General features: G+C 61.3%; 11 protein-coding genes. 10 read left to right on the top strand and 1 reads right to left on the bottom strand.

Annotation, left to right across the window (positions count from 1 at the left end; all coding sequences use genetic code 11):
- The first annotated feature begins 21 nt into the window (after positions 1-21).
- The 10 genes from K5Q35_RS16010 to K5Q35_RS16055 all read left to right on the top strand — a co-directional run bounded on the left by K5Q35_RS16010 (position 22) and on the right by K5Q35_RS16055 (position 14,215).
- Positions 22-1,455 (top strand): NAD(P)-dependent oxidoreductase, encoded by a 1,434-nt coding sequence (locus tag K5Q35_RS16010; protein ID WP_220800407.1) that lies wholly within the window; start codon positions 22-24, stop codon positions 1,453-1,455.
- Between the two features lie 130 nt (positions 1,456-1,585).
- Positions 1,586-2,020, top strand: a complete 435-nt coding sequence (locus K5Q35_RS16015) for a GFA family protein (protein WP_013963734.1) — start codon at positions 1,586-1,588, stop codon at positions 2,018-2,020.
- The gene (locus K5Q35_RS16020) at positions 2,017-2,451 is read left to right on the top strand and encodes a GFA family protein (RefSeq protein WP_220800290.1); all 435 of its coding nucleotides are present in this window, start codon (positions 2,017-2,019) and stop codon (positions 2,449-2,451) included. Before K5Q35_RS16015 ends, K5Q35_RS16020 begins: the two co-directional genes overlap by 4 nt.
- Entirely contained in the window at positions 2,448-6,977 is a 4,530-nt protein-coding gene (gene gltB, locus K5Q35_RS16025; protein WP_220800291.1) for a glutamate synthase large subunit, read from the top strand. Before K5Q35_RS16020 ends, gltB begins: the two co-directional genes overlap by 4 nt.
- Positions 6,978-7,029: 52 nt before the next feature.
- Complete coding sequence (gene mtgA / locus K5Q35_RS16030; RefSeq protein ID WP_220800292.1) at positions 7,030-7,752, top strand: monofunctional biosynthetic peptidoglycan transglycosylase; 723 nt, start codon at positions 7,030-7,032, stop codon at positions 7,750-7,752.
- Positions 7,753-7,807: 55 nt separating this feature from the next.
- On the top strand, positions 7,808-8,473 hold the full coding sequence (locus K5Q35_RS16035; protein WP_220800293.1) for a glutathione S-transferase family protein: 666 nt from the start codon (positions 7,808-7,810) through the stop codon (positions 8,471-8,473).
- A 12-nt stretch (positions 8,474-8,485) separates the two neighbouring features.
- Positions 8,486-9,526, top strand: coding sequence for a tRNA epoxyqueuosine(34) reductase QueG (gene queG / locus K5Q35_RS16040; protein WP_220800294.1), 1,041 nt, complete (start codon positions 8,486-8,488; stop codon positions 9,524-9,526).
- 67 nt (positions 9,527-9,593) lie between these two features.
- Positions 9,594-11,597 carry a hydantoinase/oxoprolinase N-terminal domain-containing protein gene (locus K5Q35_RS16045; protein ID WP_220800295.1) on the top strand — a complete coding sequence of 668 codons (2,004 nt, stop codon included), beginning with the start codon at positions 9,594-9,596 and terminating at the stop codon, positions 11,595-11,597.
- 102 nt (positions 11,598-11,699) lie between these two features.
- Complete coding sequence (locus K5Q35_RS16050; protein WP_220800296.1) at positions 11,700-13,034, top strand: mechanosensitive ion channel family protein; 1,335 nt, start codon at positions 11,700-11,702, stop codon at positions 13,032-13,034.
- Positions 13,031-14,215: a TIGR03862 family flavoprotein gene (locus K5Q35_RS16055; RefSeq protein WP_220800297.1), complete on the top strand. Its 1,185-nt coding sequence runs from the start codon at positions 13,031-13,033 to the stop codon at positions 14,213-14,215. The genes K5Q35_RS16050 and K5Q35_RS16055 overlap by 4 nt, the downstream gene beginning before the upstream one ends.
- Here K5Q35_RS16055 and K5Q35_RS16060 read toward each other — a convergent pair.
- The gene (locus K5Q35_RS16060; RefSeq protein ID WP_220800298.1) at positions 14,194-14,778 is read right to left on the bottom strand and encodes a glutathione S-transferase family protein; all 585 of its coding nucleotides are present in this window, start codon (positions 14,776-14,778) and stop codon (positions 14,194-14,196) included. The genes K5Q35_RS16055 and K5Q35_RS16060 overlap by 22 nt on opposite strands.
- Positions 14,779-14,796 lie beyond the last annotated feature (18 nt).

Consider the following 14,796-nt stretch of genomic DNA (forward strand, 5'->3'; position numbering starts at 1 on the left):
TCGTTGTGGAGCATCATCCTTATGGCCAGTCAGCAGATGTTGAAGTTTGTCACTGTAGAGCGCGGCATGCCTGAAAAGCGTGAAGCAGACGCGCGGCGTGAAGACTTCAAGGAAATATATGCGGAATATGCTGACGCCAAGGCCAAGGAGCAGTCCAGCCGGTGCAGCCAGTGCGGTGTGCCCTATTGCCAGACGCATTGCCCGCTGCACAACAACATCCCCGACTGGCTGCGCCTGACCGCCGAAGGCCGCCTGCGGGAAGCCTATGAAGTCAGTCAGGCCACCAACACATTCCCCGAGATTTGCGGTCGCATTTGCCCGCAGGATCGCCTGTGCGAAGGCAATTGCGTGATTGAGCAATCCGGCCATGGCACCGTGACCATCGGGGCTGTGGAAAAATACATCACCGATACGGCGTGGGAAGAAGGTTGGGTTCTGCCAATTTCGCCCCCGCGCGAGCGGACCGAATCCGTGGGCATCATCGGCGCGGGTCCGGGCGGGCTGGCGGCGGCGGATGTGCTGCGCCGGGCCGGGGTGCAGGTCACGGTTTATGACCGGTACGACCGCGCGGGCGGCCTGCTGACCTATGGCATTCCGGGGTTCAAGCTGGAGAAAGACGTGGTGATGCGCCGCAACAAGCAGCTGGAGCTTGGTGGGATCACCTTTGAGCTGAATTGCACGGTGGGCGAAGACGTCTCTTTTGAAGATATGCGCACCAAGCATGATGCGGTTATCATTGCCACCGGCGTCTATAAATCAAGGGAGATCGAAGCCCCCGGCGTGGGCGCGCAGGGTCTTGTGCGCGCGATTGATTTCCTGACGGCGAGCAACCGCAAGAGCTTTGGCGATGCGGTGCCGGAATTCGATGATGGCACGCTGAATGCCGAGGGCAAGCGCGTGGTCGTCATCGGGGGCGGCGACACGGCGATGGACTGCGTACGCACGTCTGTGCGGCAGGGGGCGACGTCGGTCAAATGCCTTTATCGCCGTGACCGCGCGAATATGCCGGGATCCCAGCGCGAGGTTCAGAACGCCGAAGAAGAGGGCGTTGTTTTCGAATGGCTCTCCGCGCCGAAAGGGTTTGTCGGCGACCCGGTGACGGGTGTGATGGTGCAGAAGATGCGTCTGGGTGCGCCCGATGCCACCGGACGGCAAGCGCCGGAAGTGATCGAGGGGGCCGACTATGTCGAGGAGGCCGACATCGTCATCATGGCACTGGGCTTTGAGCCTGAGGATTTGCCGGCACTTTGGGATCAGCCGGAATTGCCGGTCACGCGCTGGGGCACGATCAAGGCGGCCTTTACGACGGGTGAGACCGATCTTGACGGCGTCTATGCGGTTGGGGACATCGTGCGCGGCGCGAGCCTCGTGGTCTGGGCGATCCGTGACGGGCGCGATTGCGCCGAAGCGATCCTGCAAAAGCTGGACGCAGGCGCGCAGATCGCAGCGGAGTAAAGCGCCGAAATGCACCATCGGTATCATGTCGGTGTTGCGTCGGTATCACGTCGGTACGCTTGGCGGTGTAAGGATTTGGCAAGGACAGCAAGGCTGACCTTTGACGGAAACGTAACGGGAATATCCAGAAATGGGCGATAAACAGAAAATTGACGGTCAATGCCTGTGCGGCGCGGTGAAGATCGCGGCGGTTGTTGATGCACCCACGTTGGTGGCCTGTCATTGCGGCATGTGCCAGCGCCAGAACGCTGGGCCCTATATCTCCATCATGACGGAGCAGGCGGGGACCGAGGCCAGCGGCCCGATCAAGGTTTTCAAATCGTCCGACTGGGCGGAGCGGGCGTTTTGCGGCACCTGCGGTTCGACCCTCTGGTACGGCACGGTGCATGACGGTGCGCGGTATTTGTCGTCGGGGTTGTTCCCGGATGCGGCGGGTGCCCCGCTGACGCTTGAGTATTTTTCGGACAATTGCCCGCAAGGTTATGCATTCACAGGCGATCACCGGCGCATGACGGAGGCCGAGACGATTGCGGCCTTTACCGAAGGCGGAGAGCCGGGCGCATGAGCACAGACCATCTGACAGGGCAATGCCTGTGCGGCGCGGTGCAGATCACCGTCGCGGGCGCGCATGATCCGCGCCCCGGTGCCTGCCATTGTCGCATGTGCCAGCGTTGGAACGGCGGCGTGTTCATGTGTTTTGAGGCGCAGGCCGAGGCGGTGACGGTCACGGGGGATGTGGCGCGCTATGCCTCGTCCGACTTTTCGGAGCGCGCATTTTGTCCGCGCTGCGGGTCGCATTTGTGGATGCGCGACACGGATACGCCGGGCACCGCCTATGAGTTGATGCCGGGCCTGTTTGATGCCGCGCGCGACTGGACCATGCGGTCAGAAATTTATGTGGACGGCGCGATGGCGACGCTCACCGGGGATCATCCGCGCGCAACCGGCGCGGAATACGAAGCAAAGAACAGATTTGTCGAGGGAGACGTAAAATGACTTATGATGACGCATGGGTAGCCCGCGAAGAAGCTAAACGCGCCTATATGGCGGAAAACGGGCTTTATTCCGAAGCGGAAGAGCATTCGTCCTGCGGGGTCGGGCTGGTCGTTTCCGTGGATGGCAAACCCAGCCGCGAGGTCGTTGAAAACGGGATCAAGGCGCTCAAGGCGATCTGGCACCGGGGGGCCGTCGATGCGGATGGCAAGACCGGCGATGGCGCGGGCATTCATGTGCAGATCCCGGCGCCGTTTTTCTATGATCAGGTGCGCCGCACGGGCCACCAGCCCAAGACGGAATTGCTGATGGCGGTTGGGCAGGTGTTTCTGCCGCGCACGGATTTCGCCGCACAAGAAACCTGCCGGACCATCGTGGAAACCGAAGTGTTGCGGATGGGGTATTACATCTATGGCTGGCGTCACGTGCCGGTCAATATCTCGGTGCTGGGCGAAAAGGCGAATGCGACGCGGCCCGAGATCGAGCAGATTTTGATTTCGAACATCAAAGGGGTGGACGAAGAGACATTCGAGCGCGAGCTTTATGTCATACGCCGCCGTATTGAAAAGGCGGCAGCGGCAGCACAGGTGCCGACGCTGTATATTGCGTCCATGTCCTGCCGGTCGATCATCTATAAGGGGATGATGCTGGCCGAGCAGGTGGCGGAGTTTTACCCCGACCTGATGGATGAGCGGTTCGAGAGTGCTTTCGCGATCTATCACCAACGGTATTCGACCAACACCTTCCCGCAGTGGTGGCTGGCGCAGCCGTTCCGGATGCTGGCCCATAATGGGGAGATCAACACGCTGAAGGGCAATCTGAACTGGATGAAGAGCCATGAGATTCGCATGGCATCGTCGACTTTTGGGGAGATGGCAGAGGACATCAAACCGATTGTGCCTGCGGGGTCCAGCGACAGTGCGGCGCTTGATGCGGTGTTTGAGGTGCTGGTGCGCGCGGGGCGTAATGCGCCGATGGCCAAGACCATGCTGGTGCCGGAAAGCTGGTCCAAGCAGGCGGTGGAATTGCCGCAGAGCTGGCGCGACATGTATTCCTATTGCAACTCGGTGATGGAGCCGTGGGACGGGCCTGCGGCGCTGGCCATGACGGATGGGCGCTGGGTCTGTGCGGGGCTGGATCGCAACGGGCTGCGGCCCATGCGCTATGTGGTGACCAATGATGGCATGCTGATCGCCGGGTCCGAGGCGGGGATGGTGCCGCTGAACGAGGCGAATGTGGTGGAAAAGGGCGCGTTGGGTCCGGGTCAGATACTGGCCGTGGACATGCGCGAGGGGCGGCTGTTTCACGACACCGAGATCAAGGACAAGCTGGCGGCAAACCAGCCCTTTGGCGAGTGGGTCGGCAAGATCAAGGATCTGGATGAAGCGCTGACCGGTGTCACGGAAACCACGATCTTTGCGGGCAATGAGCTGCGCCGCCGGCAAGTTGCGGCAGGCTACAGCATTGAAGAAATTGAACAAATTCTGGCACCTATGGTGGAGGATGCCAAGGAAACACTGGCGTCGATGGGGGATGATACGCCCTCAGCGGTGCTGTCCAAACAGTACCGCCCGCTGAGCCATTTTTTCCGTCAGAATTTCAGTCAGGTCACCAACCCGCCGATTGACAGTTTGCGCGAATACCGGGTGATGAGCCTCAAGACGCGGTTCGGGAACCTCAAGAACGTGCTGGATGAGGACAGCAGCCAGACGGAGATCATCACGCTGGACAGCCCGTTCGTGGGCAATGCGCAGTTTGATACGCTGGTGAGCCATTTCAACGCCGAACTGGTGGAGATTGACTGCACCTTCGAGGAGGGGCGCGGCACCCTTGATGCGGGGCTGAAGCGTATCCGGGCGGAGGCCGAAGACGCGGTGCGTTCGGGGGCCGGGCATATCGTGCTGACCGACCACATGAGTGACGCCACCAAGGTGGGCATGCCGATGATCCTCGCCACCTCGGCGGTGCACAGCCATCTGGTGCGGCAGGGGCTGCGGACGTTCTGTTCGCTGAATGTACGCTCGGCAGAATGTATTGATCCGCATTACTTTGCGGTGCTGATCGGGGCGGGCGCGACCATCGTGAACGCCTATCTGGCCGAGGACACGGTCGCGGACCGGATCGAGCGCGGGTTGATTGACGGCACGCTGACCGAGGCGGTGGCGCGCTATCGCTATGCGATTGATCAGGGTCTGTTGAAGATCATGGCCAAGATGGGGATCTCCGTGATTTCTTCCTATCGGGGGGGGCTGAACTTTGAAGCGGTCGGCCTGAGCCGCGCGATGTGTGCGGAATATTTCCCCGGCATGACCAGCCGGATCAGCGGCATCGGCATTCACGGCATCCAGCACAAGGTCGAAGAGGTGCATGCCAAGGGATGGGCAGGCATCGGGTCTGTCCTGCCCATCGGCGGCTTTTACAAAGCACGCCAGTCCGGCGAGACCCACGCGTGGGAAGCGACGTCGATGCATATGATGCAGACGGCCTGCAACACCGCATCCTATGCGATGTGGAAACAGTATTCGGCCAAGATGCAGAGCAACCCGCCGATCCATTTGCGCGACCTTCTTGACGTCAAGCCATTGGGCAAACCGATCCCGTTGGAAGAGGTGGAAAGCATCACCTCCATACGCAAGCGTTTCGTGACGCCGGGCATGAGCCTTGGCGCGTTGAGCCCGGAGGCGCATAAAACGCTGAACGTGGCGATGAACCGGATCGGCGCGAAATCCGACAGTGGTGAGGGCGGCGAAGACCCGGCACATTTCGTCCCCGAACCCAATGGCGACAATCCGTCGGCCAAGATCAAGCAGGTCGCCTCCGGACGTTTCGGCGTGACGGCGGAATACCTCAACCAATGCGAAGAGCTTGAGATCAAGGTCGCGCAGGGGGCCAAGCCGGGCGAGGGCGGGCAATTGCCGGGGATGAAGGTCACGGACCTGATTGCGCGGCTGCGTCATTCGACCAAGGGCGTGACGCTGATTTCGCCGCCGCCGCACCACGACATCTATTCCATCGAGGACTTGGCGCAGCTGATCTATGACCTCAAGCAGATCAATCCGCGCTGCAAGGTGACGGTGAAGCTCGTTGCCTCCTCCGGGGTTGGCACGATTGCGGCTGGTGTGGCCAAGGCCAAGGCGGATGTGATCCTGATTTCGGGTCACAACGGGGGCACGGGTGCCTCGCCTGCGACCTCGATCAAATACGCAGGGCTGCCGTGGGAAATGGGTCTGACCGAAGCGCATCAGGTGCTGGCGATGAACAACCTGCGCGAGCGTGTGACCCTGCGCACCGATGGGGGTTTGCGCACAGGCCGCGATATCGTGATGGCGGCTATGCTGGGGGCCGAGGAATACGGCATCGGCACCGCAGCCCTGATCGCGATGGGGTGCATCATGGTGCGGCAGTGCCAGTCCAACACATGCCCCGTCGGGGTTTGTACGCAGGATGAAGCACTGCGCGACAAGTTCACCGGCAATGCGGATAAGGTCGTGAACCTCATCACATTCTATGCAAGCGAAGTGCGTGAAATTCTGGCGCAGATCGGGGCGCGCAGCCTTGATGATGTGATCGGACGCGCGGATTTGCTGACGCAGGTCAGCCGGGGGTCGGCGCATCTGGATGATCTGGATCTGAACCCGCTGTTGATCACGGTCGATGGGGCGGCGGATATCGTCTATGACCGCGCCAGAGCGCGCAATGCGGTGCCCGATACGCTGGATGCCGAAATCGTGCGCGATGCGCAGCGGTTTCTGGAGGATGGCGAAAAGATGCAGCTGTCCTATGCCATTCAGAACACGCACCGCACCGTGGGCACACGCACCTCGAGCCACATCGTCAAGAAATTCGGGATGCGCAACAGCCTGCAGCCGGATCACCTGACGGTCAAGCTGAGCGGGTCGGCGGGCCAGTCGCTCGGGGCTTTTGCAGCACCGGGGCTGAAGCTGGAAGTGTCCGGGGATGCCAATGACTATGTGGGCAAGGGGCTGTCCGGTGGCCGGATTGTCGTGCGCCCGCCCATGGCCTCGCCGATTGTGGCCGGGGAGAACACGATCATCGGCAATACCGTGCTCTATGGTGCGACGGATGGTTATCTGTTTGCGGCCGGGCGCGCAGGCGAGCGGTTTGCGGTGCGCAATTCGGGTGCCAAGGTGGTGATTGAGGGCTGCGGATCGAACGGCTGCGAATACATGACCGGCGGCGTGGCCGTGATCGTTGGGGACATCGGCGCGAACTTTGGTGCGGGGATGACCGGGGGCATGGCGTATTTGTATGACCCCGACGGTAAGGCACCGGCGTTGATGAATATGGAAACGCTCGTGATCTGCCCGGTGGCCGAAGGGCATTGGCTGGCTGAGTTGCGCGGGCTGCTAGAGATGCATCTGGCGGAAACCGGCAGCCGCCGCGTTGGCGATATCCTGCAACATTGGGATATCGAAAAGCAGCATTTCCTGCAGATTTGCCCCAAGGAGATGCTGGTCCATCTGCCTGCCCCTCTGGCATTGGAAGAAGGCGCGATCCCGGCGGAATAATTGATGCCGCTGCGCGGTTCACAAGCCATGGCGACGCGCCTACTGTGGCGCCATGGCGAAGCGTAAAACCAGAACCAGGACGACAAGTCGCGTAAGGTCGCAAGGTCTTGTGCGCAAGACCCTGCGCATCGCGGTGCGTGTGGGGCTGGTCGTCGTGGCCTTGGGTCTGCTGGTGATGTTTCTGGGCCGTTATGTGCCGCCCTTGACCACCCCCTATATGTTTGCAGAAGGGCGCAAACTGGGTGGTGTGTCCTATGAATGGGTCGCGCTGGAGGATGTGGCACCGGTCATGGCGCGGTCGGTGGTGGCGGCGGAGGATGCGAATTTCTGCACCCATTGGGGGTTTGATATGGTTGCCATCCGGGAGGCGATCGAGGATGGCGGCACGCGCGGGGCCTCGACCCTGAGCCAGCAAACGGTCAAGAACCTCTACCTGTGGCATGGGCGCAATTACACGCGCAAAGCGGCGGAGGCGTTGTTGACCCCTGTTCTGGAGGGGCTTTGGCCCAAGCGGCGGATCATTGAGGTCTACCTCAATATTGCGGAATTCGATTCGGGCGTCTTTGGCGTCAAAGCGGCGGCCGCTCATTATTTTGGGGTCAGCCCGGATGCGTTGAGTGCCACGCAGGCGGCACGGCTTGCCGCGATTTTGCCCAGCCCGAAAACACGGTCCGCCTCGCGCCCGTCTGATTTTGTGCGCAAACGCACGCGCGCGATCATTGACGGGGCCGCGACGATCCGCAGAGATGGACGCGCCGCCTGTTTCGAGAGTTGAATCCGCGCGCCGTTGCAGGCATTGAAGAGAGACCCTTTGCACTGTGGAAAAACTGATGGCCCGTCTCTTTCATGTTCCCTTGTCCCCGTTTTGTCGGAAGGTCCGGCTCAGCCTTGCTGAAAAGAAGATCGATGTTGAGCTGGTTGAAGAGCGCTATTGGGAAGAAGACCCGGAATTCATGCGGCGCAACCCGGCGGGCAAGGTGCCTGTGCTCAAGATTGACGGCGTGATCATGGCCGAGAGTGCCGCGATTTGTGAGTATATCGAAGAGACGCGGCCTGACCCGTCGCTGATGCCCAAGGACGCGATTGCGCGGGCCGAGGTGCGTCGCCTTGTGGGGTGGTTTGATGACAAGTTTCACCATGAGGTGACGTCAAAGCTGCTGTATGAGCGGGTCAACAAGAAGATGATGAAACTGGGCTATCCCGATAGTAAAAACGTCAAGGCGGGGTCAAAGGCGATCAAGTATCACCTTGATTACATGACGTGGTTGCTGGATCATCGCCGCTGGCTGGCCGGGGATGCGATGTCGCTGGCAGATTTCGCCGCTGCCGCCCATCTGAGCGCGCTGGATTACAATTCGGACGTGGATTGGAACCGATCAGAGGTGGTGAAGGACTGGTATGCCAAGATCAAATCCCGCCCGGCCTTTCGCAACATTCTGGCAGATCAGGTGCCGGGCTTTCCGCCCGCCAAACATTACAATGATCTGGATTTCTGATTTGCGGATCGCATGAGCGGCCTCAAGGAAAAGCTCGTCGCGCGCGCTTTGGAAGAGGGGTTCATCGCCTGCAGGATATGCCGACCGGATGCGGTGCCCGATGTGGCCGCGCGGCTCAAGGCGTATGTGGATGCGGGCTATCACGGTCAGATGACGTGGATGGCGGATCGGATGCATTGGCGCGGGGATCCGACGCAGCTTTGGCCGCAGGCGCGCTCGGTGATCATGCTGGCCGAGAGCTATGGCCCTGAACATGACCCGATGGCGGTGCTGCAGCAGCCCGAGCGCGGGGCCATTTCGGTCTATGCGCAGGGGCGCGATTATCACGATGTGGTCAAGAAACGGCTCAAGCGGCTGGCGCGCTGGCTGATGGCTGAGGCCGCCGATGCTGACCCGCAGGTCAAGGTCTTTGTCGATACGGCCCCGGTGCCGGAAAAAGCGTTGGGTCAGGCGGCGGGTCTGGGCTGGCAGGGCAAACATACGAACCTGCTCAGCCGGGAGTGGGGCAACTGGGCGTTTCTGGGCGCGGTGTTTACCACGCTGGATATTGCGCCGGACGCGGCGGAGGTTGATCATTGCGGATCCTGTCGCGCCTGTCTTGATGTCTGCCCGACGGATGCCTTTCCCGCGCCCTATAAGCTGGACGCGCGCCGGTGCATTTCCTATCTGACGATTGAGCACAAAGGACCCGTTCCGACCGATTTGCGCCCGCTGTTGGGCAACCGGATTTATGGTTGTGATGATTGTTTGGCGGTGTGCCCGTGGAACAAATTTGCCACTGCTGCGCGCGACATGCGCTTGTCGGCGCGGCCCGAACTGACGGCACCCCGATTGGCCGACCTCGCCGCGCTTGACGATGCGGCGTTTCGTGCGCTGTTTTCGGGGTCGGCGGTCAAGCGCATCGGGCGCAACCGGTTCGTGCGCAACGTGCTTTATGCGATTGGCAATTCGGGTGAGGCGTCTCTGCGCCAGATCGCGTCTGAGCTGACGGATGATCCGGATGACGCCGTGGCGGATGCGGCGCGCTGGGCGGTGGCGCAACTGGGTGGTTGATGACGCAAACAGGCGGGAAACGTCGTTTTGCTTTGCTACATCGGGACCAGTAACAGGAGAAGAATGCATGCCGATCTTGCTGGGTGTGGACACGGGCGGCACCTATACGGATGCGGTTTTGATCCGCGATGAAAAAGAGGTCATCGCCACGGCGAAATCCCTGACCACGCGGCACGATTTGGCCGAGGGCATTGGCGCTGCCGTGCGGGCGGTGTTGCGCGCGGCGGAGGTTGCGCCCGCTGATGTGTCCATGGCCTCACTGTCGACCACGCTGGCCACCAATGCGCTTGTGGAGGGGCAAGGCGGGCGGATCGCTTTGATCTTGATCGGTTTTCAGGAACGTGATCTGGACACACATGGCCTGCGTGACGCGCTGAAAGGCGACCCGGTGCTGATTTGTGCGGGCGGGCATGACCACGCAGGCGCTGAGGTGGCTGCGCTGGACAGTGATCTGATCCAACAGTTTCTGAGAGGGCAGGCAAAAGACGTGAGCGCCTTTGCCGTCGCGGCGCAATTTGCAACGCGCAACCCGGCGCATGAACTTGAGGCTGCCACGCTGATTGAAGAGGTGACGGGGCGGCCTGTTTCTGCCTCGCATGAGCTATCCGCCAAGTTGAACGGGCCGAAACGGGCCATGACGGCGCTGCTGAATGCGCGGCTTGTGGGGATGATTGACCGGCTGATCGGGCGTGCGGAAGATATGCTGCGCGCGCTTGGCATCACGGCGCCGATGATGGTGGTGCGGGGGGATGGCGCGTTGATTTCTGCAGTACAGGCGCGGCACCATCCGATTGAGACGATCCTGAGTGGCCCGGCGGCGTCACTGGTGGGTGCGCGGTGGCTTACGGGTGCGCAGGATGCGCTGGTCAGTGATATTGGCGGGACGACGACGGATATCGCGCTGCTCAAGGATGGTCGCCCGGCGATTGACCCGGCGGGGGCGCAGGTTGGCCCCTATCGCACGATGGTCGAAGCGGTTGCCATGCGCACCACGGGCCTTGGCGGGGACAGCGCGGTCGAGATGGTATCGGGGGGATTGGCACGCGCGATCACGCTGGGGCCGCGCCGGGTCGTTCCGGTGTCGCTGATGGCGCGTCATGCGCCTGACGTTGTGCATGCTGCCTTGGACGCTGCCCTGCGCGCCGCAGCACCAGGCGAGCATGATACGCGGTTTGTGCAAGCTGTGCGCGGGCAATCCACCGAGGGGCTGAGCGCGCGGGAAACTACGCTGCTGGATCGGATCGGCAGCACGATTCACCCGCTGGGTTCGGTTTTGCGCGCACGCCTTGAGCACAGCGCGCTCAACAGGTTGGTGGAACGCGGCCTTGTGCAATTGGGCGGCGTTACCCCGTCCGATGCGAGCCATGTGCTGGGGACGCTGACGGATTGGGATGCGGAAGCGGCACGCAAGGCGTTGGTTTTGCTGGCGCGGCGACGCTCCGGCGCGGGCGAGGTGCTGGCGCGAACGGCGCAAGACATGGCGCAGATGATCGTGGATCAACTCACGCAGCAGACGGTTACTGCGCTGCTGGAGGCCGCCTTTGCCGAAGAGAATGCGGATTTTGGCGGCGCACCGGGCGATCTGGCGCGCCATGGGCTGATGCAGGCGGGATTGCGGGCGCATCGCGGTTTGCTGCGGTTTGATGCAGCACTTGATGTGCCGGTTGTGGGGCTGGGGGCGTCAGCGCCAACCTATTATCCGGCGGTCGGGCGCGCCGTCCGGGCCGAAATGGTGTTGCCCGAACACGCCGGGGTGGCGAATGCGATCGGTGCGGTGGTCGGGCGCGTGACCATGCGCCGGGCTGGCAGTGTGACGTCCCCCGCGGAAGGGAGATTTCGCGTTCACTTTGACAGTGGGCCGGAGGATTTCGCGGATTGCGATGCCGCATTACAAGCGCTTGAGGCACACCTGAGGGAGCGTGCGCAGGCCGATGCCGCGCAGGCGGGGGCTGCCGATATACAGCTGACCGTGACACGCGATGTCAAAACCGCTGGCGTCGAAGCGCGCGAAGTTTTTGTCGAGGCCTTGATCACAGTCGAAGCCGCGGGCCGCCCCCGGGTCACGGTCTGACGCGGTATTGAGGCAACTCACAACAGACATTTACCTTGCTCTGAAAGGCACACACAGGCACACAGCAAGACGGATGAGTGGATTTTAAAAGAGGATGCAGTCGTGGAGTTTGACCTCGCCGAGCAGCCGGAAATTGTGCAGCTTGCTGCTGGCTATGCGTTGCAGATATGGGAGATCGCGCAGTCATGGGCCCTGAGCCCGGCGGCTTGGTCACAGTTTGCCTTGTTGGTGCTTGCTTATGCGCTGGCGGTGATTGCTGCGGCACGGCTGCGCGGAACGCTGACGCGCCTGCTGACCCCGGCCGCTGAGGCGGAGTCGATGATAGCGCGGTCCCGGCGCACGGTTCTGATGTTCCTGCCCTTGCTGTTGCCGCTGCTGGCCTATGGTTTCACCGCCATTGGGGAAAGTGTCGTCCGGTCGATTTTCGACAGTGGCGCGGTGATCGCCTTTGGCAAACGTGTGTTCCTGTTTCTGGCTGTGCGCACGCTGGTGCGGGACATTATTTCGGACCCGTTGCTGAAGCTGCTGGGGAAATATGTGCTGATCCCCATCGCTGCGATCTATGCGCTGGGTCTGCTTGATGCGGTGAGCGCCAAGCTGACCGAGACGACCATAAGCCTCGGGAACATCTCTTTCTCGGTGATGAGCCTGATCCGGGGTCTGATCGCCGGCAGCGTGTTGTTCTGGCTCGGCGGATGGTCGAACCGCCAAAGTGCGCAATTCATTGAAAGTCAGAAGGACATGCGCCCGTCGCTGCGCCAGCTTGTGGCCAAAGTGGTGGAATTTTCGATCTTTGGCATCGCGTTCCTGCTGTTGATGAACATCATGGGCATCAACCTCAGCACGCTGGCCTTTATCGGGGGGGCGGTCGGTGTGGGCCTTGGGTTCGGACTGCAAAAGATCGCGTCGAACTTTATATCCGGCGTAATTCTGCTGGTCGAGGGACAGGCGACCGTTGGGGATTACGTCGCACTGGATGGCGGCGAATCCGGTCGCATTGTGAAAATGACCGCGCGCGCGGCTATTCTGGAAACCTTTGACGGGCGCTGGATCGTGGTGCCGAACGAGGATTTCATCACGACGCGGGTGGTGAACTATTCCGACAGTGGATCGGCCAATCGCTATGAGGCCCCGTTTTCCGTCAGCTATGATACGGACATCAACCGGGTGCCCGCGCTGATCGAGGCGGCGGTGGCGACGCACCCCGGCGTGCTGAACGATCCCTACCCGCCGGATTGCGAGTTGCGTGGGTTTGGTGACAGCGGCATCGACTTTGCCGTCGAGTTCTGGGTCAACGGCTTTGACGATGGCCCCAATAAATTCACGTCAGATGTGCTTTTTCTGATCTGGAATACTCTGAAGGAGAATGACATCGAAATACCTTATCCGCAGCGTGTGGTCGAAATAAAAGGCGGTTTACCGGGCGTCTCATCGTGAGCACGGCATTGGTGATCGGGGCAGGCCCCGCAGGTTTGATGGCCGCCGAAACGTTGAGCGATGCGGGCCACAGTGTCATTGTCTGTGATGCGAAGCCCTCCGTTGGACGCAAGTTTTTGATGGCGGGTAAGTCGGGTTTGAACCTGACACGGGACGAGCCGTTTGCGCCTTTCATGACGCAGTATTCTGCCGCTGAGACGCCTTTGCGTCCAATTGTCGAAAGCTTTGACGCTGAGGCTGTTCAACACTGGGCGCGCGGCCTTGATCAGGATTTGTTCACAGGGTCCACGGGTCGCGTGTTTCCAAAAGCCATGAAGGCATCGCCGCTGTTGCGCGCGTGGCTGGCACGGCTGGATGCAGCGGGTGTCGAGCGTCGAACCCGCTGGCGTTGGTTGGGATGGGATCAGGACGCCGCCCTGTTTGATACGCCAAATGGTCGCGAACAGGTGAAAGCGGATGTCACTGTGTTGGCCATGGGCGGTGCAAGCTGGGCGCGGTTGGGGTCTGATGGCGCATGGGCCGATGCGGTTGGGGCAGAGGGCTGCGCGCTGAGCCCCTTCGCGCCGTCGAATGCGGCGGTGTCGATCACGTGGACGGACCATATGGCCCCGCATTTTGGGAATGCTCTTAAGTCAGTGGCATGGCAGGCTGGTGGCCTGTCATCACGTGGAGAGGCGTCGATTACGCAATACGGTCTCGAGGGCGGCGGGGTTTATAGCCTTACACCGGCTTTGCGGGACGGTGCGCCTTTGTTTGTGGATCTTGTCCCGGATCTGTCCGCAGAAAAACTGGCGGCGGATTTGGCCAAGAAGCCAGCCAAGCTACGGCTTGCCCATTGGCTGCGAAATAACCTGCGTCTGTCACCTGCGAAAATTGCTTTCTTTTTTGAGATGACTGCGACGGCGCGACCGTCGCGGGACATATGGGTCACGACCCTCAAGAAGCTGGCTGTCCCATACGATGGGCTGAGGCCGATGGATGAAGCGATTTCAACGGCTGGCGGCGTGCGATTCGACGCGATGAACGATCGCCTGATGCTGAAATCGCGCCCTGGCGTCTTCTGTGCGGGGGAAATGATCGACTGGGAAGCGCCGACGGGCGGCTACCTGATTACCGCATGTCTTGCGACCGGACGCTGGGCGGGACGCGGGGCGGTGGATTACCTCGCAGCCGCCGCCTGAAACGCGGGCCGTTGCCGTAGGTTTTTGCCATAGGCGAATAGTTTGTCATCCACGCGCGGGAATCCAGCGCCGACGGCCCAGTTCAGGCAATGACAGGCGAGAATGTCCGGAACCGTAAGGTGATCGCCCATCAGAAACGGCCCATTGAGTTTTGCGGCCAGTTGATCGGCGGATGCGCTGAACTCTGCCTTAAGGGAGTCTTTGACCGCCGGTACGCGGTGTTCCTGCGGCAAGACAAAACTGTGTTTTGCTGCTGCCCAGAGGATCACGTCGAATTCGTCTACCAGCCAGAAGGTCATCGCGTCCTGCCGCGCCCGCGCAACTGTGCCCGCCGGTGCGGTGAGCTTGCCGTGTTTATCCGCCAGATAGGTGAGGATTGCCATCGAATCGGTGAGCACCTCCGCGCCGTCGATCAGCGCGGGCACCTTACCGGATGGGTTATATGTGCGCGCCTCGTCGGACCGGGGTGCGGCGTCGATGTGATTGTAAGCCTCGCCCAGTTCTTCGAGCATCCAGAGGACGCGCATGGCGCGGGATTTGACGGGGCCGATAACCGTATACATTTGCGTTTCCTTTTGCCG

The organism is Roseobacter sp. OBYS 0001 (assembly GCF_019654895.1).
Classification (GTDB): domain Bacteria; phylum Pseudomonadota; class Alphaproteobacteria; order Rhodobacterales; family Rhodobacteraceae; genus Roseobacter; species Roseobacter litoralis.

Excerpts from the sequence above, each read along its gene's own strand:
- K5Q35_RS16045 (WP_220800295.1), top strand. The coding sequence starts at position 9,594 with ATGCCGATCTTGCTGGGTGTGGACACGGGCGGCACCTATACGGATGCG.
- K5Q35_RS16060 (WP_220800298.1), bottom strand. The coding sequence starts at position 14,778 with ATGTATACGGTTATCGGCCCCGTCAAATCCCGCGCCATGCGCGTCCTC.
- K5Q35_RS16020 (WP_220800290.1), top strand. The coding sequence starts at position 2,017 with ATGAGCACAGACCATCTGACAGGGCAATGCCTGTGCGGCGCGGTGCAG.
- queG (WP_220800294.1), top strand. The coding sequence starts at position 8,486 with ATGAGCGGCCTCAAGGAAAAGCTCGTCGCGCGCGCTTTGGAAGAGGGG.
- mtgA (WP_220800292.1), top strand. The coding sequence starts at position 7,030 with ATGGCGAAGCGTAAAACCAGAACCAGGACGACAAGTCGCGTAAGGTCG.
- K5Q35_RS16015 (WP_013963734.1), top strand. The coding sequence starts at position 1,586 with ATGGGCGATAAACAGAAAATTGACGGTCAATGCCTGTGCGGCGCGGTG.
- gltB (WP_220800291.1), top strand. The coding sequence starts at position 2,448 with ATGACTTATGATGACGCATGGGTAGCCCGCGAAGAAGCTAAACGCGCC.
- K5Q35_RS16035 (WP_220800293.1), top strand. The coding sequence starts at position 7,808 with ATGGCCCGTCTCTTTCATGTTCCCTTGTCCCCGTTTTGTCGGAAGGTC.
- K5Q35_RS16010 (WP_220800407.1), top strand. The coding sequence starts at position 22 with ATGGCCAGTCAGCAGATGTTGAAGTTTGTCACTGTAGAGCGCGGCATG.